20 protein-coding genes are annotated in these 22831 nt (G+C 48.1%); 7 read left to right on the top strand and 13 right to left on the bottom strand.

What is annotated here, in order from left to right; genetic code table 11:
* Positions 1-14 precede the first annotated feature (14 nt).
* From NSQ58_RS07685 to NSQ58_RS07670, 4 genes are read right to left on the bottom strand one after another with little or no spacing between them, the layout of a single operon-like run.
* Positions 15-746 carry a sugar phosphate nucleotidyltransferase gene (locus tag NSQ58_RS07685; RefSeq protein ID WP_028541469.1) on the bottom strand — a complete coding sequence of 244 codons (732 nt, stop codon included), beginning with the start codon at positions 744-746 and terminating at the stop codon, positions 15-17.
* A complete protein-coding gene (locus NSQ58_RS07680; RefSeq protein WP_341057123.1) occupies positions 743-1543 on the bottom strand; it encodes a glycosyltransferase family 2 protein in 801 nt (266 codons plus the stop codon). Before NSQ58_RS07680 ends, NSQ58_RS07685 begins: the two co-directional genes overlap by 4 nt.
* Positions 1540-2475: a glycosyltransferase family 2 protein gene (locus tag NSQ58_RS07675; protein WP_023990115.1), complete on the bottom strand. Its 936-nt coding sequence runs from the start codon at positions 2473-2475 to the stop codon at positions 1540-1542. Before NSQ58_RS07675 ends, NSQ58_RS07680 begins: the two co-directional genes overlap by 4 nt.
* The gene (locus NSQ58_RS07670) at positions 2472-3410 is read right to left on the bottom strand and encodes a glycosyltransferase family 2 protein (RefSeq protein WP_075154703.1); all 939 of its coding nucleotides are present in this window, start codon (positions 3408-3410) and stop codon (positions 2472-2474) included. Before NSQ58_RS07670 ends, NSQ58_RS07675 begins: the two co-directional genes overlap by 4 nt.
* 558 nt (positions 3411-3968) lie before the next feature.
* On the opposite strand from NSQ58_RS07670, the gene NSQ58_RS07665 reads away from it, so the two are divergent.
* Together NSQ58_RS07665 and NSQ58_RS07660 are read left to right on the top strand one after the other, a co-directional pair.
* A complete protein-coding gene (locus NSQ58_RS07665) occupies positions 3969-5747 on the top strand; it encodes a M4 family metallopeptidase (protein WP_023990117.1) in 1779 nt (592 codons plus the stop codon).
* Between the two features lie 467 nt (positions 5748-6214).
* Positions 6215-8014 (top strand): M4 family metallopeptidase, encoded by a 1800-nt coding sequence (locus NSQ58_RS07660; protein ID WP_341057122.1) that lies wholly within the window; start codon positions 6215-6217, stop codon positions 8012-8014.
* A gap of 129 nt (positions 8015-8143) precedes the next feature.
* Here NSQ58_RS07660 and NSQ58_RS07655 read toward each other — a convergent pair whose 3' ends face one another.
* A complete protein-coding gene (locus NSQ58_RS07655) occupies positions 8144-8923 on the bottom strand; it encodes a WIAG-tail domain (RefSeq protein ID WP_028541466.1) in 780 nt (259 codons plus the stop codon).
* Between the two features lie 113 nt (positions 8924-9036).
* On the bottom strand, positions 9037-10200 hold the full coding sequence (locus NSQ58_RS07650; protein ID WP_341057120.1) for a glycosyltransferase family 4 protein: 1164 nt from the start codon (positions 10198-10200) through the stop codon (positions 9037-9039).
* 205 nt (positions 10201-10405) lie between these two features.
* Here NSQ58_RS07650 and NSQ58_RS07645 point away from each other — a divergent pair, with 205 nt between their 5' ends.
* Both NSQ58_RS07645 and asd read left to right on the top strand, forming a co-directional pair.
* Entirely contained in the window at positions 10406-11533 is a 1128-nt protein-coding gene (locus NSQ58_RS07645) for a YheC/YheD family endospore coat-associated protein (RefSeq protein WP_023990121.1), read from the top strand.
* Positions 11534-11621: 88 nt separating this feature from the next.
* Positions 11622-12419, top strand: coding sequence for an archaetidylserine decarboxylase (gene asd, locus NSQ58_RS07640; RefSeq protein ID WP_028541464.1), 798 nt, complete (start codon positions 11622-11624; stop codon positions 12417-12419).
* Positions 12420-12604: 185 nt separating this feature from the next.
* Here asd and NSQ58_RS07635 read toward each other — a convergent pair whose 3' ends face one another.
* Complete coding sequence (locus NSQ58_RS07635; RefSeq protein ID WP_023990123.1) at positions 12605-13390, bottom strand: helix-turn-helix domain-containing protein; 786 nt, start codon at positions 13388-13390, stop codon at positions 12605-12607.
* 179 nt (positions 13391-13569) lie between these two features.
* Between NSQ58_RS07635 and NSQ58_RS07630 the strand changes: the two genes are divergently transcribed.
* On the top strand, positions 13570-14868 hold the full coding sequence (locus NSQ58_RS07630; RefSeq protein WP_023990124.1) for an aminotransferase class I/II-fold pyridoxal phosphate-dependent enzyme: 1299 nt from the start codon (positions 13570-13572) through the stop codon (positions 14866-14868).
* A gap of 100 nt (positions 14869-14968) precedes the next feature.
* Here NSQ58_RS07630 and NSQ58_RS07625 read toward each other — a convergent pair whose 3' ends face one another.
* Positions 14969-16246: a HAMP domain-containing sensor histidine kinase gene (locus tag NSQ58_RS07625; RefSeq protein ID WP_341057117.1), complete on the bottom strand. Its 1278-nt coding sequence runs from the start codon at positions 16244-16246 to the stop codon at positions 14969-14971.
* A 206-nt stretch (positions 16247-16452) separates the two neighbouring features.
* Between NSQ58_RS07625 and NSQ58_RS07620 the strand changes: the two genes are divergently transcribed.
* Positions 16453-16569, top strand: a complete 117-nt coding sequence (locus NSQ58_RS07620) for a hypothetical protein (protein WP_023990126.1) — start codon at positions 16453-16455, stop codon at positions 16567-16569.
* A gap of 117 nt (positions 16570-16686) precedes the next feature.
* On the opposite strand, the gene NSQ58_RS07615 is transcribed toward NSQ58_RS07620, so the two are convergent.
* The 5 genes from NSQ58_RS07615 to NSQ58_RS07595 all read right to left on the bottom strand — a co-directional run bounded on the left by NSQ58_RS07615 (position 16687) and on the right by NSQ58_RS07595 (position 21469).
* Positions 16687-17910 (bottom strand): ABC transporter permease, encoded by a 1224-nt coding sequence (locus tag NSQ58_RS07615; RefSeq protein ID WP_053326036.1) that lies wholly within the window; start codon positions 17908-17910, stop codon positions 16687-16689.
* A gap of 2 nt (positions 17911-17912) precedes the next feature.
* Entirely contained in the window at positions 17913-18659 is a 747-nt protein-coding gene (locus NSQ58_RS07610) for an ABC transporter ATP-binding protein (protein ID WP_013311782.1), read from the bottom strand.
* Positions 18660-18677: 18 nt separating this feature from the next.
* The gene (locus NSQ58_RS07605) at positions 18678-20069 is read right to left on the bottom strand and encodes a DEAD/DEAH box helicase (RefSeq protein WP_028541461.1); all 1392 of its coding nucleotides are present in this window, start codon (positions 20067-20069) and stop codon (positions 18678-18680) included.
* 122 nt (positions 20070-20191) lie between these two features.
* Positions 20192-20971, bottom strand: a complete 780-nt coding sequence (locus tag NSQ58_RS07600; protein WP_028541460.1) for an SDR family NAD(P)-dependent oxidoreductase — start codon at positions 20969-20971, stop codon at positions 20192-20194.
* 39 nt (positions 20972-21010) lie between these two features.
* A complete protein-coding gene (locus NSQ58_RS07595) occupies positions 21011-21469 on the bottom strand; it encodes a chemotaxis protein CheX (protein WP_023990131.1) in 459 nt (152 codons plus the stop codon).
* A 429-nt stretch (positions 21470-21898) separates the two neighbouring features.
* On the opposite strand from NSQ58_RS07595, the gene NSQ58_RS07590 reads away from it, so the two are divergent.
* Positions 21899-22801, top strand: a complete 903-nt coding sequence (locus NSQ58_RS07590) for a LysR family transcriptional regulator (RefSeq protein WP_023990132.1) — start codon at positions 21899-21901, stop codon at positions 22799-22801.
* The last annotated feature ends 30 nt before the right edge of the window (positions 22802-22831 follow it).

Genomic DNA, 22831 nt, shown 5'->3' with positions numbered 1-22831 from the left:
GTGTTTCATTGAGATCAGGGTAGAAGTCCTTTCATTTTCACTCCAGCTTCCTGGAGGGAATCGAAGGTTCCTGCGTCGCTCCAATAGCGCCGTAAAATATCATATTCCAGCTTGCCTTCAGCGGCATAACAGTTGTTAACATCCGTGATCTCAAGCTCACCGCGTGCCGAAGGTGTAATTTGCCGGATCTTATCGAACACGGCAGTATCGTACATATAGATACCCGTAACGCAATATTTGGATTGGGGATGCTGTGGCTTTTCTTCAATCCGCATAATGCTCTCCGGGCGCTCAGGATCAAATACGGGTACCCCGTAACGACGAGCATCTGCCACCTTTTTCAACAACACTCTGGCGCTCCCCGGGGGCTGTTGCTTGAACCGTTCGATCACAGGTCCCAAGTCTTCCTTGAACAAATTATCACCTAACAAAACAGTGAATTTCTCTTCTGCCTGCATATAGCTTCTTGCCAGTTCGAGTGCTTCCGCAATGCCGCCCGCCTTTTCTTGAATCCGGTATGTCAGTTGGACACCATAATCGCTGCCACTGCCCAAAAAATCGGTATACAGTCCGGCCGATTGTTTACCAATAATAATAAGCATATCGGTGATCCCCGCCTGTCGCAGCCTCTCGATACCATATACGATCATGGGATACTTGCCGACCGGAAGCAGATGCTTGTTGAGTAATGTAGTCAACGGATGAAGGCGCGATCCGGTTCCTCCTGCGAGAATAACCCCTTTCATATCTTCCTTCCTCCTTCGACAACATGTTCAGTGCATACAACCCCAGCGTTTCCAGTTTCGATGAACATTCTGGGATCTATACTCCATTTCTCTATAAACAAACGATAGTTCCGCTCGATCAGCTCTTCCATCCAGGAAGTTTCCGAGCGTGAGAAGCTCGCATTTCCCTCGTGATAGACAAAACAGTCGTTGCACATGAGCAGCTTGTAGCCATGCACGCGTGCGCGTAGACAATAATCGTCATCCTCATAATGTCCGGGGCTGAACCGTTCATCCAGCAATCCGATCCGTTCCATCAGATCGCGCCGGAACAACAAACAAAATCCGACCAACCGCTTGACCTCCTGCCATCTGGAGGGATTACTTGCATTATTCTGCTCCGCATATCTCAGACAACTGGCCAAATCTCCTTCTAATCCGTGTATCTGCTGAATACCGCTGACGTAATTCGTCACCGGTCCCACCAATCCCACTATGCTTTCGCTCTGCAATGCAGCCAACATATTCGATAGCCATCCCCGCGTAACCGTCACATCATTGTTTAAAATAACGAACTGGTCACCGGAAGCCAGCCGGAGCCCCGTATTACATGCTGCTGGAAAGCCTCTGTTTTCAGGAAGACGTATGCTGATCAGCCGCTCGGATGCGCAAAAATCATCCGTTCCGTCATTCGAAGCGTTGTCCACAACAATGATTTCATACGGTACATCTATCGTATGTGTCCGAATCGCCTCAATGCACGGCTTTAACAGATGCAGGCCGTTATAAGTCGGAATAATGATGCTCGTCAGACTCATTGTGCATTCCTCCCTTTGGCAACGTCTACCCGTGTTGGAACAGGCCCGAGCGGGGAATACCCGGCTACCTGAAACACCGCCGTCAGTGCCTCTGCATGATCACCGACGATCAACTGTTCCATAGCGTTCCCTTTGCCAACATTGAAGGTCCGCTTACGGTTTGTTTTAATGACATCGACAGCATGTACTGCCGCCACGATCATGCCATGCAGAATTGCCATGGCGTGGGCTTTTGGCGGTACGGCAAGCACGGCTGAGCCAAGCTGATCCAGTAAACGCCGAGATAAGGCATGCGGTACGGCAGTCAATGAGCTTGCTCCCAGATCCGGCCTGCGTAGTACGCGATTCAGGAATGCTTTGCACCGTGTCACGCTGTCCTGCTGGGCATAGGGCGGCAAATGTCTGCCCAGATCATTAAGCGCAACATCCGTTCCCTGATCCACCGCGTGGAGAAAAGGTAACAAATCAGATGCTGGAATCGGCAAATCTCCGTCCACGAACAGCACAATATCAGCCTGCGTCATACGCGCGCCTACTGCACGGCCAACATCATGCCCCAGTCGATCCGGCACGTTGACGAGAGTCACACTGGGATGATGTTTGGCTACGGTGGAGCGCGTGCCGTCCGTGCAGCCGTTCAATACGACAATGATATCCGTAAACGGAAGTTTTTCCAGCTCGCCCAGTACCCGGTCAATCGTTGACTCTTCATTACAGGCGCTGACCACGGCCGCTGCCGTTCCCTGTAACACAATATCTCCCGGAACTTCGCGTTCCACAGGCGGAGTCACTTCGGTCATTCCTTTCGCCCGAGGTGTGGGCTTTCTCACCCTACGGCTATGCATTGAAGTCGTCGTTCCTCGTTTTCGCTGAACACGTCTGATCCCCCAGCTCGGTTCTTCACGCTTCCCTCTGCGATACTGTCTACTCACAGTTTCACCTCGTCTCTGATCCGTTTGCGCCCCAAATCCGTATATCCCGCACGCGTTCCCAGACGCGATGTAAGCCAGGCAATGGCATCCAGATGATCCTGAACAATTACATCTGCCAGCGGGTCCTTGCCGTTCTGTTTTTTACGTGTCGCATTTATTTTACCGACAGCTATTCCATATACAGTCACCACTCGTAACCCGGAGGCGATGGACATAGCTTGAAATAAAGGAGGTTTCTCCAAGGGCTTTAGACCTATTTCCTTTAGAGCCTTTTGACTTATGGCGTGTGGAATGCCAGTCATAGATGCTCCCCCTAAATCAGCACGATTCGACAAGATATTCAATACATGCTTTGCCTCCACTACAGGATGTACGGGCGTACGATTCACAGGTCCATGGTAATCATTCAGCACCACATCCGCCCCTGCACATATGGCGTGTATAAACGGCCGGAGTCTAACGCAGGGAATGACGATATCCCCATCCAGGAAAAGCAGGATCTGTCCGGATGCCGCCTCCGCTCCAATACGACGGCCAACATCATGTCCGAGCGGTTCCGGGAAAGAAAGTACACGAGCTCCCGCCGCTGCTGCCACCTTCGCCGTTCTATCGTGTGATCCGTTCTCAACGACGATAACCTCTGTATGTGGATGGACACGGCGCGCTTCGCGAATCACAGCTCCGATTTTTTTTTGCTCATTCATGGCCGGGATAATGACAGATACGAAAAACTTTCCCACTGATGACAGTTCAGATGGTCGCTCTTCTCCGCTCTGTGCCCCTCTCTCCGTGTCGAGTACCTCCCTCATGGCAGGGGCTACCGGATTCTTATGCATGTTCGGCATTCGTAACGGCAGCCACATCTTGGAATGATAGTAAGCGCCGGAATGCCGCCTCCGTTTGATCTTGTATCCAGCTCTTCCCTGCTTCTTCATGCTCCCGTCTCACCTCCCTTCCTGCTGTATAGATGGACAGCATGATTAGGACAGTTCAACATAACCTATGCGGTCCAAAAGCCGTGTGTAACGGCAATCGTGGAGTCTTTTCGACACAGCAATTTTCGACTTTATTTTACAAAACTTATTAATCCTATTAAATAAATCAGTTATTAGGGTCTAAAGAATCATTTTGGATAAATTTGTGACATAGATCTTCTCGTCCGTCATTCTCTGTGCTAATATCAGAGCCAGATGATGGGAGTTCAAAAAATCAACATTTGTTTTTTTTGCATAAGTCATTTTTTCCATTATCCACCATTATTCTATTTTCTTTATATACGACAGGAAAGGAGGAGTTTGTCACCTTTTTAGGCTACATGCTTCATATTGCAGTACCCTCTTTTCACGTACGCTTCATGAAAAACACTTCGGTATTTCTCTTCATGTTCCATTTTCTTCTATTCCAGACGACAACACGACCTACATAAATGGCGCAATGCCCTATTCAAGACAGGATGATTCATCCTGACATTAATCGAGGAGAGTGAATTTTTAATGAAAAAAGTATGGGTTTCGCTTCTTGGAGGAGCTATGTTATTAGGGTCTGTCGCGTCTGGTGCATCAGCGGAGAGTTCCGTTTCGGGGCCAACTCAGCTTACACCGACCTTTCACGCCGAGCAATGGAAAGCCCCTTCCTCGGTATCGGGGGACGACATTGTATGGAGCTATTTGAATCGGCAAAAGAAATCGTTACTGGGTGCGGACGACTCTAGTGTACGTGAACAATTCCGAATCGTTGATCGCACAAGCGACAAGTCCGGTGTGAGCCATTATCGGCTGAAACAGTATGTAAACGGGATTCCCGTATATGGAGCTGAACAGACTATTCATGTGGGCAAATCTGGTGAGGTCACCTCTTACTTAGGAGCGGTGGTTACTGAGGATCAGCAAGCTGAAGCTACGCAAGGTACAACTCCAAAAATCAGCGCTTCTGAAGCGGTCTACACTGCATATAAAGAAGCAGCTGCACGGATTGAAGCCCTCCCTACCTCCGACGATACGATTTCTAAAGATGTTGAGGAACAAAGCAGTGTAAGCAAAGACACTTACGCCGAAGCAGCTAACAACGAAAAAACGCTATCTACTGATAAGGACGAGCTGAGTCTTGATAAAGCATCTGCCCTGAAAGATAGCAAAATTGAAGCGGTGGAAGCAGAAAAAAGTTCCATTGCCAAAATCGCTAATCTGCAGCCAGAAGTAGATCCTAAAGCCGATCTGTACTTCTATCCTAAAGGGGATGACCTGCAGCTGGTTTATGTAACAGAAGTCAATGTTTTAGAACCTGCCCCACTGCGTACTCGCTACATTATTGATGCCAATGATGGCAGCATCGTATTCCAGTATGACATCATTAATGAAGCGACAGGCACAGGTAAAGGTGTGCTTGGTGATACCAAATCATTCACCACAACTGCTTCCGGCAGTAGCTACCAGTTAAAAGATACAACACGCGGTAACGGGGTTGTGACCTACACGGCCTCCAACCGTCAAAGCATCCCAGGTACCATTCTGACCGATGCCGATAATGTATGGAATGATCCAGCCGGCGTGGATGCCCATACGTATGCTGCCAAAACATATGATTACTATAAGGCCAAATTTGGACGCAACAGCATTGACGGACGCGGGCTGCAACTCCGTTCGACAGTCCATTACGGTAGCCGTTACAACAACGCCTTCTGGAATGGCTCCCAAATGACTTATGGAGACGGGGACGGTAGCACATTTATCGCATTCAGCGGGGACCCCGATGTGGTAGGTCATGAACTTACGCACGGTGTCACAGAGTATACTTCGAATTTGGAATATTACGGAGAGTCCGGTGCATTGAATGAGGCTTTCTCGGACGTCATCGGTAATGACATTCAGCGTAAAAATTGGCTTGTAGGCGATGATATTTATACGCCAAACATTGCAGGCGATGCTCTGCGCTCTATGTCCAATCCTACCCTGTACGATCAACCAGATCACTATTCCAACTTGTATACAGGCAGCTCCGATAACGGCGGCGTTCATACGAACAGCGGTATTATCAATAAAGCCTACTATCTGTTAGCACAAGGTGGTACTTTCCATGGCGTAACTGTAAATGGAATTGGCCGCGATGCAGCGGTTCAAATTTACTATAGTGCCTTTACGAACTACCTGACTTCTTCTTCCGACTTCTCCAACGCACGCGCTGCTGTGATCCAAGCAGCAAAAGATCAGTACGGTGCGAACTCAGCAGAAGCAACTGCAGCTGCCAAATCTTTTGACGCTGTAGGCGTAAACTAAATCATATACGCTATAATCCTCATATCCCGTCCATAGACCTTTGCCGTTGTGCAACTGTCACTTGGCCCTGACTCATACAATGGACGAAAAAATAGGGGTGCAGTGTACAAGTCTGCGCCCCTTCCCCCCTTATTTATGGCGTCCCCTCAAAGGGGCGCCCTTTTCTTGTTCATCGGGTCCCTTCGATCATTTTCGACTAAATAAGACAAATAAACAGTAAATCAGGGACTAAAGATTCATTTTGGGGTATTTTGTAAAATTAACCTTCTCGTTCGACAACCTCTGTGCTAATATCAGAGCCAAGACGATGAGATTGCAAAAAAATAAACCTTAATATTTTACATAAGGTAATTTTTTTCAATCCTCTTCACGTTTCAAAGGAGCAACAAGACTTACATATATGACGAATAGCTTCTGCAAACAGGGTGTTTTTCACCCCAACATTAATTAGGGAGAGTGAGTATGAATTGAAAAAAGTATGGGTTTCACTTCTTGGAGGGGCTATGTTATTAGGATCTATAGCGCCGGGGGCCTCCGCAGCTGAAAATTCTGTTCCCGATCCGACTCAGTTTACGCCAACATTCCAAACGGTGAACTGGAAGTCCCCTTCAACGGTAACAGGCGACAATCTGGTCTGGAGCTTTTTAAATCGACAACAAAAAACATTATTGAGTCTGGACAATACCCACATCGGTTCCCATGTGCGCGAGCAATTTCGTATCGTGGATCGTACCAGTGACAAATTTGGTACAAAGCATTATCGGTTAAAACAATACGTAGACGGAATTCCCGTATTTGGAGCCGAACAGACCATCCATGTAAACAAGTCTGGTCAAATCACCTCTTATTTGGGAGCGGTCATTTCAGAAGATCAACAAGCCGATGCTAAAGAAAATACAACTCCAAAAATCAGTGCTACTGAGGCTGTATATACCGCATATGAAGATGCAGCTATACGGGTTCAATCTCTCTCTTCCTCCGTCCAAATCGTTCCTGAACCTTACGAGGATACAAGTAGTGTAAGTAAAGACACTTACGAAAAAGCATCTAACAATGAATTATCAATCTCTCTTGAAAAGGACTCCTTGGATTTGGATAAAGCAGCTGAACTGGAGGACAGTAAATTGGAAGCGGTAGAGCCTGCATCCTCTATCCCCAAAATTGCCAATCTGGAACCAAGCGTGGACCCTAAAGCAGAACTGTATATCTATCCCGATGGAGACTCAACACGTCTAGTCTATGTAACCGAAGTTAATACTTTACAACCCACTCTGCTGCGCACACGTTACTTTATTGACGCTAATGATGGAAAAATCGTATTCAAGTATGACATCCTTAACGAAGTGATCGGCACAGGGCGCGGTGTATTCGGTGATACCAAAACATTTGAAACAACAGCTTCGGGCAAGAAGTATCAACTAAAGGATACGACTCGTGGTAAAGGAATCCTAACTTATAACGTCCACAACACCGAGACGCTCCCCGGCACCCTGTATACAGATTCAGATAACGTATGGGAAGATCCGGCTGCGGTGGATGCCCACGCTTACGCTATCCGCACTTACGATTATTACAAGGATAGATTTGGACGCGACAGCATTGACGGGCATGGCATGGCCATCGCTTCGGCAGTCCATTACGGCGCAAAGAACTACAATAATGCCCACTGGGGCGGCACTCATATGCTTTACGGAGACGGAGACGGCACGTTATTTGCCCCTTTCAGCAGCGACCTTGAAATTGTTGCCCATGAGCTGACACACGGTGTGACCGAGCATTCATCAGGGCTCGTGTATTTCGCTGAATCTGGTGCATTAAGTGAAGCCATCTCAGATATTATAGGCAACGACATTGAGCGTACCAATTGGGACTTCGGCAAAGTCGCTTATACCCCTAATATTAAGGGCGACGCCATTCGCTCCCTTTCCGATCCTGTCAAATACGGTCAAGTCGATCACTACAGCAATCTCTATCCTGATCCTAACAACGAGGATTATGGTGGAGCCCATATTAATAGTGGCATTATTAATAAAGCCTACTATCTACTGGCACAAGGAGGCACCTTCCATGGTGTCAAGGTAGATGGAATCGGACGTGATGCAGCCGTATATATTTATTATAATGCCTTCACCAATTATCTGACTTCCACGTCTAACTTCTCCACCGCGCGTGCCGCTGTTATCCAAGCGGCCAAAGATAGTTATGGTGAAAATTCAATAGCCCTAACCTCTGCTATTAAGTCTTTTGACGCTGTAGGTGTGAGATAAGTAATAAATACAAACTTCCCCGATATTACAAGTTTTCCCCCTTCCCTCTTATGTATACGGCGTCCCACTGTGGGACGCCTTTTTCTAGTATGAAGTTGATTATTGGCAACTTATATTCCTGGCTTCTTATTATTGCCCCATCGCAATCCAAAGGACCAACCCTTCACATATCGGACCTGAGTGTATGCGTTCCACAGTAAGTACTGCTGAATACCTCTGACGTTGTGTGACGGATACCAGCACTCCCGGTATACTCGCACTGGCAGTGATTACATATTGTGTATCTATAAAAGGCTTCTCAAATATAACGCTCACTTCGCCCCTATCCGCTCGTGCGGGGAGATGAAAAGAAATGCTCCCATATTGAGATGAAGCTATATGATCGTCAGAAGCCTCGTCACTGGTCGCTGATTCGTCGTGAATGGCATTCAAGTCTAATTCTTTCTCCGTATCGAAAGCTGGATCGATATCTTGCTCAGGCAAGACCACGCGTTGCTTTGGGCGGTGTCTTCCTTCCGCAATGTGAATACTGGTTATGGAACAATCCAGTAATGAATCTTGCTCTGCCTGATCTTCCGTCGTAATAGACGGTTTATCGTTATCCATCCTGCCTTCCGTATCTGACTCAGGCACAGACAACAGCAGTACAGATGCTCGATTCATCTGCATCGCTTCCTCTAGCGTTTTGGGAAGCTTATGCTTCTTCCATGCCGCTTCCTCTATAGCTTGAACCGAGGTATCCTTCTCTACGGGGGCAGGGACCGTTGCCGTCCCGCGCTGGCTCAGTCTATGACTGCCGGAAGTCGAAGCCGCTTTCTCCTTGTTAACACGGGGTGAGGGAACTGCATTGGAAAGGTTACGCCGCGCTGTTCTTTTATCCTTAGGGCTATGGTTCGTACGATGGTTCATGGTGATCGCTCCTTTGGCACAGGAGTGAACCAGCGGTCGCCCCGCTTCATTCACCCGGCTGGAAATCATGGCTAATGCCTATAAGATAGCCTATGCGCGTAACAGCGCCTACGTCACTCCGTTGCGCAGTCCGTTATGATTTGTGCCCAGCGTTGTGCTGAGTGCTGCCATAAAAATCGTCTTCGTACCTCGCCAAGTCCGGCTTCTCCCATCCGTCGTCGCAAGCCAGGTTGCTGGAGTAGCCTGATGATGGCATCGGCCATTTCCTGCTCACCGTGAGACGAATACACAAGCCAGCCTGTCTCGCCGTGTTGTACAACTTCCGGAATACCGCCGATTCGTGAAGCGACCACAGGCACTCCTGCTGCCATGGCTTCCAGATTGACCAGCCCGAAGGCCTCATCCTTCACTGAAGGAACAACGGTCACATCGGCTAGCTGATATAGCGAGGCCAATGCTGGATGCGGAACATAATCTAGGAATTGCACATGCTTCCCCAACCTTAGTTTACGCATCTGCCGATGCAACGACGCCGTGTACGGCGTGAGGCGGTCATGCCCGTAATAGGCACTACCTGCAATGAGCAGCAGTATGTCCGGGCAGGCGCGGACGACATGCCGCAGGGCCTTGAGCAGTCGGTGAACGCCCTTTCCTGGCATCAGTCTGCCCGCGAATAACACGATTTGACGGCCTGACCAGCCGAAATCGTCCAATCGCGCCGATCTGGCCGCTTCTGCTGCAGGAGTCCACCTTGGTAGGAAATCACCGGGATGGATACCCAGCTTGTTTATGACGATGCGTTCCCTGACCGCGTCGGGACAGTCAGAAGCTACGATTGCCCCCAAATACGCACTGTTCACGATAATGCGATCCATCGATGCCAGCAGCCTACCCATCTCCTCCCGTTTGAGGTGGGGCTCCCGGATGAACGTGGTCGAATGCAAAGTCAGCACAACCCGACTATCGGGTAAAGCCTCGCGAATTGCATACGCAACTGCCGGACGGTTGTGTACATCTACTACCGCTGGTAACCATCTCTTTAAATCAGCAATCACCTCAGAAATATAACCTGCTCCCCGCTTATAACGCATGCAGGGAATTCCGTCGACATCGCCATGATCAGGTGCCTCTGCTCCCTTTATGCCATAGATCTGCGCTTGGAGCTCATGACTAGCCAGCGGTACCATGTGGGCAATTACCCGCTCCACAGAACTGCTGCGGGGCGAAGGTATAACAAAGGAGCCCGGTGTAACGACTGCTACCTTCGGCCTCTGCATCACCTCACCTACTTTCTGACCCTATTCCAACACTCTTCAACAATCATCTTGTATCATATCGTCCGCCTCCCTGAAAGGTGCCTCGCTTCTAACTTTGGGCTTACCGCAAGGCTAGCGTCCATGCCTGGCCGATCTTTGATACATATGATGGACTAGAATCACAGTATGATCAGTTGGAGTGACTACAAGGAGGGCGGACATACTCATGTTGCATGTCGGCGTCATGCTCAACCCGGCAACCTACCGGGGCATTCCCGCCATGAGGACGCGATATGAATCTATCGCCAATTACGAGGACGCCGGGTTAAGCTACGAGCTCATCCCCTGCTTTCTTCGTCTGGAGGATATTCATATAGCGACCGGAACATGCCGGGCTTTTGTTAAACACGGCAACGAGTATCGGCAGATGACTCTTCCGTTGCCGCCGGTCATCCACAATCGGACTCTCTATCGGCAAAATGAAAATGCTAGCGATATCAACAAGCTTGTACAAAAGGGATTCTATATTTTTAATGAACAAAACCGTTTCCACAAAGACCATATACATGCAATTCTGCAAGAAGACCCTTTGCTACGCATCCACCTCCCCAAAACATTGCAAGGCAACCTTTCCTCCATCCATACCTTGATGGAGGAAACCGGAGATGTTGTAATTAAACCCAGTAGCGGTAGCGTAGGTAGAGGAATTATGCGTCTGCGGCATTCCCGCGGAGGCTGGACTTTGCAATGTGCTCATCCGGCTATACCTGAGCGTTGGTCCACACTACGTTTGAATGTTGGGGAACTCCCATTATTTCTACACAAACGACTGCTGCATGTGCCTCATATCGTACAGGAAACCATACCGCTTGCTTTGAACAATAATCGTCCGTTTGATGTCCGTGTGTCGGTTCAGCGCGGATATGGCGGTATCTGGGGTGTGACAGGCATGTATGCTAAAATTGCTCCTTCCCACACCTTCGTTTCCAATGTTGCACAGGGCGGTACGGCCCGTTCCCTACTGGAGGTATTATCACAAACCGAGACGGTTCAGACTTCGAACGCAGTCCGGCTGATGAATGAATTGGAGCGACTCTCGTTACAAATCGTGCACCGACTGGCACAAACCCTTCCCCGTCTCGCCGACGTCGGTCTGGATCTGGGAATTACCCATGAGGGCAAGATTGTTTTTATCGAATGCAACGGTCGTGATCAGCGCTATGGCTTCAGCCAGGCGGGCATGCACAATGTCTGGAAAGAAACATACACTCAGCCGATGGCTTACGCTCGTTGGCTTCTCGAACGGATGCCTTCGTCAGACACCGAACGTTCACCAGGCCGTCCACTGTATTGATTTACGTCACATTCTGTGTCAATATAGTTCAGAGCGGCCGGACAGGTTCCGGCCAAGACGGCTCGGAAATGAACAAGGGGGATCTGTAATGGCAAAACAGTGGCTGCGGCTCATGACGGAGCTATCATCGCGCAAGTGGGTGTGCCGGATTGTAGGCTCCTTCGCGCAAAGCGGTGCAAGCCGACTTTTTATCCCCACCTTTATACGTACGTACCAGATCCAGACGCATGAGGCGGAACAGGAATGGAAGGAATACCGTTCCCTAAACGCCTATTTTACACGCAAATTAAAAGCGGGCATGCGCCCGATTGATACGAACGCCGAGGTGATGACCAGTCCGGTGGATGCACGGATTACTTTCACTGGCCCAATTACGTCCGGCACTCTTTTGGATGTCAAAGGGCAGGACTATACGCTGGAAGAGCTTCTTAACCGCTCTCCGCGTCTTGAAAAATACACACACGGCTATGCTTTTGTACTCTATCTCAGCCCGACGGATTATCATCGCATTCATGCACCAGTATCCGGTACGCTGGTAGAAAAAGAACATCTGCGCGGCAAGGTATACCCAGTGAATGACTTCGGCTTGCAACATATGCGAGCAGTTCTTAGCCGCAATGAACGACAGATTACGTACATTGCCCATGAATATGGTGAGGTGGCGGTCGTCAAGGTTGGCGCAATGAATGTGAGTAGCATCAAATATACGGATGATAAAGCCGTCTCATGGACAAAAGGAGACGATCTCGCCTATTTCGAATTTGGATCAACTGTCGTTTTGCTAACTGAAAACGGCACGTTTGATCCAGACCCCGCATTGAAGCCGGGGGATGCGGTGAAAATGGGACAACGTCTGGGTTGCTTTCGACATGATCCCAAAGCATAAGTGAATTTACCGTAACCGTATTATAGCTACACATATGAGCATCGGGATCGGATGATGCTAAATTGCTCATAAAAAAAGGACCCGGCGTAACTGCTCGGGTCCTTTTTGGAATTTATCCTTTATATTCGTTATTCGTTAATCCCATTACGCCTAAATCCGAAACAGCTTGTCCACTGTCCATAGCATTACCGGATCTCAGACGGACTTTTCCCCGTATACTGCTTGAATTGGCGGCTGAAAAAAAAGATGTCACGATACCCCAGAGCCTCTGCCACCTCGGTCACATTCATTCCGGCATGTAGTAATAGATGCTGTGCACGCTCAATCCGCATGCTGATAATATGAGATTGCGCGGACACACCCAGCAGCTCCTTGAATTTAATCGAAAAATAACGCGGTGACAGCCCCGCCCGTGCAGCCAAATCCTCGACGCGATGAGGAAGTCCCGGATGCTGACGCACATAGTTGGCCGTTTCCCGAATGACCTCGGTGAGCTGGTTACTGGCCTGTTGCTCCTGAGGCTCCTTGCGGTCCGCACGCAGCAGATGAATCATCAGTTGTTTCAGGATTAGCTTGCCTTCCTCGTCAGCTCCGTAAGCACGCTCCAGACGTAGTCGAACGTATCTGGCAAGCATATGCTCTACCTCGAACGTTTCCTCCAGCATACGGTAGCTTGCAGGGATAAGCTTTGGCTGTTCGATAAGATCAAAATGAATATAGGTAAGTATGAGCGGCTTTTGCGGGTTATGTGTGGCACGGGTATCATCCCCCGGCTTGAACAGGAAGCAACTCCCCTTGCTTACCGGATACGACGTCCCGTTTAAGATCACTGTTCCTTCTCCGCTCCATACATAAAATAAATCATAGTTTGGCATCGGCTTCTCGCGTACCTGCCACTTCCAGCCCGGCTCGCACACAATTTTGGCGAAAGCCGACAACAGGATAAACGATGACGCAGATGTATCCAGCAAAATCTGCACCTCCTCTTGTTCATCTTTGGTTGTCCTTTATCCCGTTAATTTATAATATAAGCTCAGCGCCGTCATTAAGCAAAAAAATGCGCTTTTATATTCCAGAGGCTTTTGCGTGACGCTTACCGTGTGTAATGCTATAATATGTAATCAAAATGACTTGGAAGGATGAAACGGGAATGAATCCACTGGCAGCGCAGTTAAACCAAAACATTCAGACAGGCAACGAGCATGTATATCAAATGCTTTCTCTTTTAGGGAAAGAAATTTATTTCCCAAAAGAAGGGATTTTGAGTCAATCCGCAGAAGCAGGGAAGCTTGCTAAAAAGTACAACGCCACGATTGGCATTGCTACTGAAGGCAATGGTCCTATGCATTTGGAGGTCATTCAGGAGAAGTTGTCCGCTTACAATCCCAAGGATTTATACCCTTACGCTCCCCCTGCGGGCAAACCTGAACTTCGTAGTGTATGGCGTGACAAAATGCTGAAGGAAAACCCTTCATTGGCTGGGAAAAATTACGGCCTTCCCGTAGTTACGAACGCGCTGACCCACGGTTTGAGCATCGTTGCCGACCTGTTCACGGATGAAGGGGACGCTGTCATTTATCCAGACAAAAACTGGGAAAACTATGAGCTGACTTTCGGTATTCGCCGTCATGGACGTTTGGTGAATTTCCCGTTGTTCACAGAGGATCAACGTTTTAATAGTGAAGGATTACGCGACGCGCTACTGGCACAGAAAGAATACGGCAAAGCGATCGTTGTGCTGAACTTCCCGAATAACCCAACAGGCTACACACCGGGAGTGGAAGAGGGTAAAGCAATTGTTGCTGCCATCCAGGAAGCCGCGGAAGCGGGCATCAATGTCGTAGTTGTGACGGATGACGCTTATTTTGGTCTGTTCTTCGAGGACTCCCTGCATGAATCACTATTCGGTCAGTTAGCTGGACTTCATCCGAGAATTCTACCAGTCAAAATTGACGGAGCTACCAAGGAAGAATTCGTTTGGGGCTTCCGTGTCGGATTTATTACCTTTGCTTCGGAACATCAGGATGTACTGAGCGCACTGGAACAAAAAACATTAGGGATTATTCGGGCAACGATTTCGAGCGGTCCTCACCCATCTCAAACCTTCGTCCTGGATGCCCTCAAGTCAACGGACTTTGAACAACAGAAGAAAGAAAAGTTCCAGATTATGAAGGGACGGGCTAACAAAGTCAAAGCGTTGCTCGATAGTGGAAAATACGGAGATGTATGGAGCTACTATCCTTTCAATTCGGGTTATTTTATGTGTCTCAAGCTGAACGGCTTGTCCGCTGAACGACTGCGCACACATTTGCTGGAACAATATGGGGTAGGAACAATTGCGCTGGGTGAATATGACCTCCGAATCGCATTCTCATGTATCGAGGAAGAGTATCTGGAAGACCTGTATGACATTGTTTACCGTGGCGCACAAGATTTGTTGAACACCTAATATGTAACAGATTAAATATAGCATCATTAGCGGTATGCCAGATGTTGCGCATACCGCTTTTTAATGGGCTGAACCATTGTGAATGACACTTCGAAACAAACTATCCTTCAGCAGCGAGCAAAGATTTCTGTGCGAGTGGCAGCAGGATGACTACCTCAGTTCCGACTCCGGGCTCACTCTCATAGTGTATACTTCCGTTCATGGCTTCAATGATTCGAAAGGAGACGACCGTTCCCAGTCCTGTTCCTACCTCTTTGGTTGAAAAAAACAAAGTCCCCACTCGCTCCAGGTGCTCCTGACTCATGCCTTTTCCCGTATCCCTAATATGCAGACATGCCTTCTCTTCCTGAATCGCCAGCTTTATGTATACCCTGCCTCCATCATCCGCAGCTTCGATCGCATTTTTCGTCACATGTATTAACGCCTGTAACAGCTGATTACGATCCATATGTACGTATATTTCATTCCTTAGCTCAGTATACAGTCTTACGCCTTGCTTGGTCGCCATCGGTTTCAAAAGCAAAACAATCTGTTGAACCATGCCAGACAGATCCATCAGCTCTGTGTTCCCAATCTGCGGTCTGGATAAGTTCAGATAGTCGCTAATAATTCTTTCAGCCCGATCGACCTCTGCTAGTGCCAAAGCAATATATCTGCGATTTTTCCCTTCTAGCCCTGACTGAACCATTTGCAGGAACCCTTTAACCACGGTCAACGGATTCCTTACTTCATGAGCCATAGAGGCAGCCAGTTCACCTAAGGTATTCAGATGCTCAGCATATTTAATCTTTCTTCTCATTTCTTCCCGTTCCAAACTAAACTCCATCCAGAAAGAGGAGGCTCCAATGCTTAGGAATTGAATCACACCGAACCAGAGTATTGCCCGGATCAGCTCGACCTCATCCTTATCCAGCCTGCCATTGGCCCAGGAATGTATTAACAAAAATATAAGCATGGCAATATTGGTCCATATACTCATTAGCATATTCATGCCCACCCGAAGCAACATACTATTGAGCTGCATAAACTTTTTTCTTACCAAGAGAGGGCCCAAATAACACAACATCATGCTGGGAAAGCTCACCACCATAGACTCAGGATCTATATACATACGAGCCATCACTATCAGCGTTATATTCAGAAGTCCTGCCTTAGGACCAAAATATAAAACAGAAAGGATCAGAGGAACATATCGAAGATCCCAATATAATCCATACCAGATGTACGAAAACATAAGGCAAAGCACAGAAGACACACCCAACACCCCTCCCATAAGCAACGGGGTATGTTTCCTATGCCGATGATCTGACAAAGAGCTATATACTAATAATGGTACAAACACAAGAAATATGTTCACGAGCAGCTTATCTACCAGCATCTCGTCTTTCCCACTTTCCAAGTGATAATGACTACGTACTTCTTCTATTCTCGATAATACGTGCCTTTTCCTCTCTCCTCCCCTACATCTGATGAAAAATATAAGGCGATTCGGCAACACAACTGAGCATTGGCCCACGCAATCTGAAAATCCACTTCATAAGATACGATGTATCCTTTATCACAATGACCGAGAGGAGAATGAGCATGGGAGCAGAAGAAACAAGAGGCGGTTACGGTGGTTACGGCGCATTTACAAGCACAGGAACAATTCTGGTACTGTTCATTTTATTAGTTATCATCAGCAAAACGATCTTCATATAAGCAGACGATTATCTGCACCCACAGCTACGATAGCAGTGAGCATACAAAAAAAGGCTAATTCGCAGACAGCTCTTGCTGCTTGCGAATTAGCCTTTACTTTATTCACATAGATACACATTACACTTCTTCTTCATCCTGCCCGTCCAAACGCCATTTTTTGGCTTGAGCGCCTCGTAACAGGAACACTACTGCAACTCCCCCAAGCAGCGTGAGCAGTGTAGACAGTAGATCTTCCGTTCCTTTTGCCAGAAAAGGAAGCCACAGAACCACAGCAGCCGGCAACGTCAACCGAACAACAAAGTCGAGAAAAGACGCACGACGACTATGCGCAGGAATCGGATATAACTGAAGCCATAACGAATCCTTGTGATACTGCCTTAGTGAAGTAACCTGTACACCAATGAGGAATATGAAAAATAAATATACTGCAATCCCAATCCAGCTAGCATGGGTGATATATATAATTAACAACCCCAGAATTCCAAGCCGAATGACAATACCTGCTGGCTCTGTACGCAGGAACGTCTTAAACAGCAGGTAACGATACGCTCCCCTTCTGTTCCAAGGTATGTTACCTCCCAACCAGGACAGCCAACGACGTGGCGTCACTCTCTGCGTAAGGGCGGGCACATCGACAAACCAGCCCAAAGTGCGCATCACCCGAGCAGCCTGCATACCCTCTGTACGAATCAGCTTTTCCCAAGCCACTAGCAGCTTGACCGGAAAACGCAGAACAAGCACGTACACCACACCGACCAATATGATAAATGGCACGCTGTGTAGTGGAGGCTGCCATAGCCATGCGGCTACCATCAGCACAGCCAACACCCACCGAAGCAGACGATAGCCTACACTCCCGCCAATCGATACCATGCGAAGCTCTTGCCAGCCGCCGTAGCTGAATAGCAGCTTTAACAGCACGAACAGTAGCAGGGTCAGTAGCAGCGGCTTAGGCGCGGTATCACTGCGAATATACAGCGGCCACACGATAATAGACAGCAATAGCAAACCGAATATTTTATACACCACACCCCGAATCCGGCTGGCCTTAAAATAATCGTGCATCGCGTGCTCCTGTGGACGGAGGAAAACAATATCCGCCGCGTTTAAATACGTACGAAAGCTCGCATGAGCAATCGGAATAGCCACAATAAGCATGATCCAGCGGATGGGCAAATCCGGTGGAGTATGCATCAGCAGCGACGTGTACCATGCGGCAAAGGCAATCAGTGCAAAGCCGAAGACCACCGCCAGACCGCTCTGAATGACATAGCCCAGATAGGGCAGCACCTGTCCCCAGAACGCTACACGTCTTTCTTTATGCAAACGCTGCAAATCCATGCTCATTCCCTGCCCTGTACCAGCTCATAAAATGCATCTTCCAGCGGCATGCCCGGCTTACCCGCCTGTGCTGTCACTTCGTCCAGCGTACCCTGTGCAATGATGGCACCCTGATGAAGTACAATGAAACGATCGCAATAATTTTCAATCGTGGACAAAATATGAGAACTGAGCAGAATGGACGAACCCGAACGCTTCATCTCTAACATAAAGTCAAGCAGGGAACGAATACCAAGCGGGTCCAAACCCAAAAAAGGCTCATCTATGACATACAACGGCGGTCCCGCTAAAAATGCGCACATAATCATCACTTTCTGGCGCATCCCTTTAGACAGGTGCATCGACATACTTCCACTTTTATCCCGCATACGGAACAAGTCCAGCATTTGATCACTCCGTGTGCGGAAATCTGCTTCGCTAACTCCGTACGCTCTGGCCGTGAATTCCATATGCTCCATCACCGTCATTTCAGGATACAGCTCTGGAGATTCAGGTACAAAAGCAATGGCTCCCTGATACTCCTCGGGATTTTCATCCTGCTTATGACCCTGCACACGAATTTCTCCGGCCTGCGGTGTCATCAGGCCCAAAATATGCTTCATGGTCGTACTTTTCCCGGCCCCGTTCAGACCGATCAATCCTACCATTTCGCCCGGTTTCACATCCAGCGAAATCTGATGCAGCACCGGGCGCTTGGCGCTATATCCGCCGGTCAGTCCGTTAATTTGCAACACAGGCTGTTGTTCCATGGCTCCCCCTCTTCTCCCTTACTCGTTCGGTTTTGATCCTTTTTCCTTCAGCCATCTTGGTGCACCCTTGTTTTTGCGATCACGCTCACGCTGTGCTTTTCCTGCTTTGGACAAGGCTGCTCCTTTGCTCTTGCCTGGAGCTGAACCGTTCGCGGAATTCCTGCCAGGACGTCCGTTTTCGGTACGAACAGGTGCCTTACGGTTTTCCGTCTGTGCTCCGTCAGATATGGATCTGGCCTCGGATGGTCTTACAGATGCACGCTTAGCATCCGCCGGACGCGGCACAACTACTCGACCTCCATGCAACGCACGCTCTGCGATGTCAATGCCCAGTTCACGGGAGAACTTACGCATGATGAACGTTTCACGGTCGGTAACAACCGACGCCACCAATCCTTTGCGTCCCATCCGTCCTGTCCGTCCTGCACGGTGAACATAAGCTTGACTATCCGTAGCCGGGTCAAAATGAATGACCATTTCAAGGCCCTCAATATCCAGACCACGGGCTGCCACATCCGAAGCGACCAGCACTTTGAGCTTGTCCTCGCGGAATCGGGCCAACACGTTGCTACGCGTGACTTTATCCGCATCTCCATACAAGGATGCCGTAGTCAGCCCCATATGCTTGAGCTTGGCTTCAATCTCCCCGATGGCATTGGTTGTATTCACGAACACCAGCGCTTTTCTTGGATTAAAATGACGCACCAGACGGCGCAGCATATCCACTTTATCCCGTTCTTCAGATACAAAGTAATAGTGTTCCAGTCCACTGGCCGTCTTCTGGTCGGGATCAATCCCAATTTCTACATATTCACGCATCTCTCGTTTCGCCAGCGACTGAATCTCATCGTTCAGCGTTGCGGACAGGAATACCAATTGACGATCACGTTGGGCGGTGCCCAATATGTTTGTTACATCGCCTGCTCCGCCGAGCTGGAACATCTGATCCACCTCATCAATAACAATGGCTGTAATATTGTGCATTTTCAACTTTTTCGAAGCGATGAGTTCCCGTACACGTCCTGGTGTGCCCACGACAAGCTGTGGATGATCCTTGAGCTTTTCGATTTGACGTTTGATAGCCGCCCCACCAATCAGACCGAGTACACGGATTCCGCGATGCTCTCCGTAGCGCTGACCCTCACGTACAATTTGCATGGCCAGTTCCTGGCTTGGAGCTAGTATCAGCTTTTGCGTAGCCTTTTTCTGTGGATCAATCGCTTGCAACAGCGGCAACAAATAAGCCAGTGTCTTGCCTGTGCCAGTTTGTGAACGCGCCAAAACATGCTTTCCCTTCATTATTTCCGGTATAGCCTCTGCCTGAACTGGCGAAGGCTGTGTAATTTCATGCTCAGTCAGTTTGTCCAACAGATCTTGTTCAACGCCGAGCGATTCAAAATTCAATGTCATGAAAAGGTCCAACCCCTATACGTAAATTCGTTACTCTCCATTATATGCGAAAATAGCCCTGTTACCAAATCACAAAAATAAAAGATGTCCCTCACCATAGCTAATGGCTTACGGGACATCTTTTATTTCTTATTCATCACACCATGACCCAGCCTATCGGTTAGTCTGGGAGCTAACTGATACAGCTTGAGAAAAGGAGATACCCACCGTGGCAGATTAACCTCCTCTTTGCCAAGCTCCATCGCTCTCACGATATGCCGTGCTACCTTATCAGGTTGTAGCATAAACCAGCTTACATTTCGAACATATCCTCCTGAAGGATCTGCCAGCTCAAAAAACGGTGTGTCGATCGGCCCCGGGTTAATCGTCGTTACAGTCACTCCACTCCCGCGCAGCTCTTGCCTGAGCGCATTGCTGAAACCCAGCAATGCATGCTTCGTCGCCGTGTAAGAAGACGATTTGGCTGTCCCGATTTTCCCAGCCATTGATGCTACATTGACAATCTGTCCATGGCCCCGCTCTGTCATTTGCGGCAGAAACGCCTTGATGCAGCGAACAACACCCATGTAGTTCACGTCCATCATTTGTTCAAACTCCGTCAGGTCGGTTTCATTAAAATACTCAAACTTTCCGTAGCCCGCATTGTTAAGCAATATATCGACCCGTCCGTACTGTTCCAATACTCGTGCAGCAACAGCCTCTACCTGCTCCTGGCGGGTGACGTCCAGTTGGATAAGCTCATGCCTGCCGCTGATTCCCGCAGATACTTGCTTCAGTCGCTCCTGCGAGCGTGCTGTTAAAATAGGAATCGCGCCCTTTTCGCTTAACAACTGAGCGCAAAGGGCGCCAATTCCACTAGATGCACCTGTAATCACAACTATCTTGTCCTGTAGTATACTCACGGTCATCCCTCCACATTAAGGAAACTTGCTCCTTTAATATTAAGAGATCATCACCTGAATATCCAGCTCGCCGATTCCTTCCACCGTGAGCGGAATATAAAGGGCACGCTGAGGCACAAAAGTGGTCAAGTTTTCTGATTTCATGACCTGCGGAGGCGTAATATCCACGACAATTCCCTGATTGGACAAAATCGTACTGGCATTACCACTAATCATATTGCCCAATTCTGAAATTGCGCTTTTTCCCATCTCATCAATTTCAGTCAACACAAATCCGCCCATCATCGCTGATACCATACGTAGCGCCACCTGTTCATTCAGGCCGAACACAATATTTCCGCTAAGCTGTCCGGTCATCCCGATCATAATCCAGATGTGGTCGTCCACCAGCTCGACATTTTTCACACCAAGATTTCCGGGTGAAGGAGATACTTGGATCAATTGTTCAATGACCCGTCGCGCCGACTCCAAAAAAGGATTTATCACTTCTGCCTTCACGATCAAAGCGCCCCTTTACGATGGGCTTTTAGACATACAACAAAAGTCCCATTTAAATTAGAATTTTTTAATTAAATATTACTGTAAAACGCATCGATCCTCAACAAAATGCTCTCTCTATCACTTATCGACAGCTGCCCGGTAATTTTTTATAGCTAAACCACAAAAAATGTGAATAATGTCCTATATCTTTGCTTCTTACCGATTTTAGACTGATTATTTTTGAAGGATATCAGGACTTTAGTCTTTATTTCCCAATATACCACACTTTAAGGTGCTCTGCTTCGATTCATTGCCCTTCCTGCTCGAATAACCTATAATTTAATGAAATAAAGCATAACGACGGTTTTACATATGAACCTATGGATTGGCTAAAAATATTCATTCTATACAGCTGCGACAAGATTAAGAAAAGAGAGGAGGAACTTCATGAACATCAGTCAACTTGAAACACTTATCATGATTTCCAAAACAATGAGCTTCCGCAAAGCCGGAGAACTTCTCAATTTGACGCAGCCGGCGGTGTCCGCCCAAATTAAAAGTCTAGAGGATGAGTTCAAAACCATTCTAATTGACCGCAACCAGCCCGTCACCCTGACCGACCGGGGAGCTGTTTTTTTGGAACACGCCGAGCGCATATTGGAGGTTGTTGAGGAATTAAGACAAAAATTGTACGATCTAAACGAAACACCGCAGGGTCACATTGCGCTGGGTACCACAACATCCATCGCTATTCAAATTTTACCGCGCGTGCTTTCCTACTTTCAGGATCAGTTCCCTCTCATCAAAACCTCCATTCAATCCATGGCTTCCTCAATGATTTATCAGCAGGTGGAGAACGGACTTATTGATGTTGGCATCGGCTATCTGATCGAACGTAATCCCAATTTAAGCACTTCGGTTCTGTATTACGATTCCTTCGAGCTAGTCGTGTCTCCTACTCATCCGCTGGCCTCACAACCACATGCTACCATTGAAGCCCTTCGGGAAATTCCGCTTATTCTGCTCTCTCCCGATACGGTGGGACGAAAATTCGTGGACGATGTATTTAAAAAGCACCAAATCGTACCTCATGTCGTGATCGAGTTGTCCAGCAGTGAGGAAGTCAAACGGATGGTCGAAATTAATCTCGGTGCTGCCATTATTTCCAGACTGTCGGTCACTTCGGAACTGCGTGCAGGCACATTAAAAATGATCCATATTCCCGAGCTGGAAGTTAGTCATCCGGTAGGAGTGATTTATAAATCCGGCCGATATCTAAACTCAGCCATGCAGCAATTTTTAAGTGATCTGAAGGGGATGCCGGAGACGAATTTTACCAGTTCTGAATAACGTAATTCACTATGAACAACATACGCAATA

The sequence above is a fragment of the Paenibacillus sp. FSL M7-0134 genome, from assembly GCF_038007865.1.
Lineage (GTDB): Bacteria > Bacillota > Bacilli > Paenibacillales > Paenibacillaceae > Paenibacillus > Paenibacillus polymyxa_B.
Note: the sequence above shows the minus strand (reverse complement) of the source record. Positions and strands in the feature narration are given on the sequence as shown.

What these genes read in the sequence shown, in the direction of transcription:
- NSQ58_RS07605 (WP_028541461.1), bottom strand. Translation starts at nt 20,069, where the DNA reads ATGACATTGAATTTTGAATCGCTCGGCGTTGAACAAGATCTGTTGGAC.
- NSQ58_RS07685 (WP_028541469.1), bottom strand. Translation starts at nt 746, where the DNA reads ATGAAAGGGGTTATTCTCGCAGGAGGAACCGGATCGCGCCTTCATCCG.
- NSQ58_RS07590 (WP_023990132.1), top strand. Translation starts at nt 21,899, where the DNA reads ATGAACATCAGTCAACTTGAAACACTTATCATGATTTCCAAAACAATG.
- NSQ58_RS07665 (WP_023990117.1), top strand. Translation starts at nt 3,969, where the DNA reads ATGAAAAAAGTATGGGTTTCGCTTCTTGGAGGAGCTATGTTATTAGGG.
- NSQ58_RS07625 (WP_341057117.1), bottom strand. Translation starts at nt 16,246, where the DNA reads ATGCTGGTAGATAAGCTGCTCGTGAACATATTTCTTGTGTTTGTACCA.
- NSQ58_RS07615 (WP_053326036.1), bottom strand. Translation starts at nt 17,910, where the DNA reads ATGGATTTGCAGCGTTTGCATAAAGAAAGACGTGTAGCGTTCTGGGGA.
- NSQ58_RS07630 (WP_023990124.1), top strand. Translation starts at nt 13,570, where the DNA reads ATGAATCCACTGGCAGCGCAGTTAAACCAAAACATTCAGACAGGCAAC.
- NSQ58_RS07620 (WP_023990126.1), top strand. Translation starts at nt 16,453, where the DNA reads ATGGGAGCAGAAGAAACAAGAGGCGGTTACGGTGGTTACGGCGCATTT.
- asd (WP_028541464.1), top strand. Translation starts at nt 11,622, where the DNA reads ATGGCAAAACAGTGGCTGCGGCTCATGACGGAGCTATCATCGCGCAAG.
- NSQ58_RS07650 (WP_341057120.1), bottom strand. Translation starts at nt 10,200, where the DNA reads ATGCAGAGGCCGAAGGTAGCAGTCGTTACACCGGGCTCCTTTGTTATA.
- NSQ58_RS07645 (WP_023990121.1), top strand. Translation starts at nt 10,406, where the DNA reads ATGTTGCATGTCGGCGTCATGCTCAACCCGGCAACCTACCGGGGCATT.
- NSQ58_RS07655 (WP_028541466.1), bottom strand. Translation starts at nt 8,923, where the DNA reads ATGAACCATCGTACGAACCATAGCCCTAAGGATAAAAGAACAGCGCGG.
- NSQ58_RS07680 (WP_341057123.1), bottom strand. Translation starts at nt 1,543, where the DNA reads ATGAGTCTGACGAGCATCATTATTCCGACTTATAACGGCCTGCATCTG.
- NSQ58_RS07670 (WP_075154703.1), bottom strand. Translation starts at nt 3,410, where the DNA reads ATGAAGAAGCAGGGAAGAGCTGGATACAAGATCAAACGGAGGCGGCAT.
- NSQ58_RS07610 (WP_013311782.1), bottom strand. Translation starts at nt 18,659, where the DNA reads ATGGAACAACAGCCTGTGTTGCAAATTAACGGACTGACCGGCGGATAT.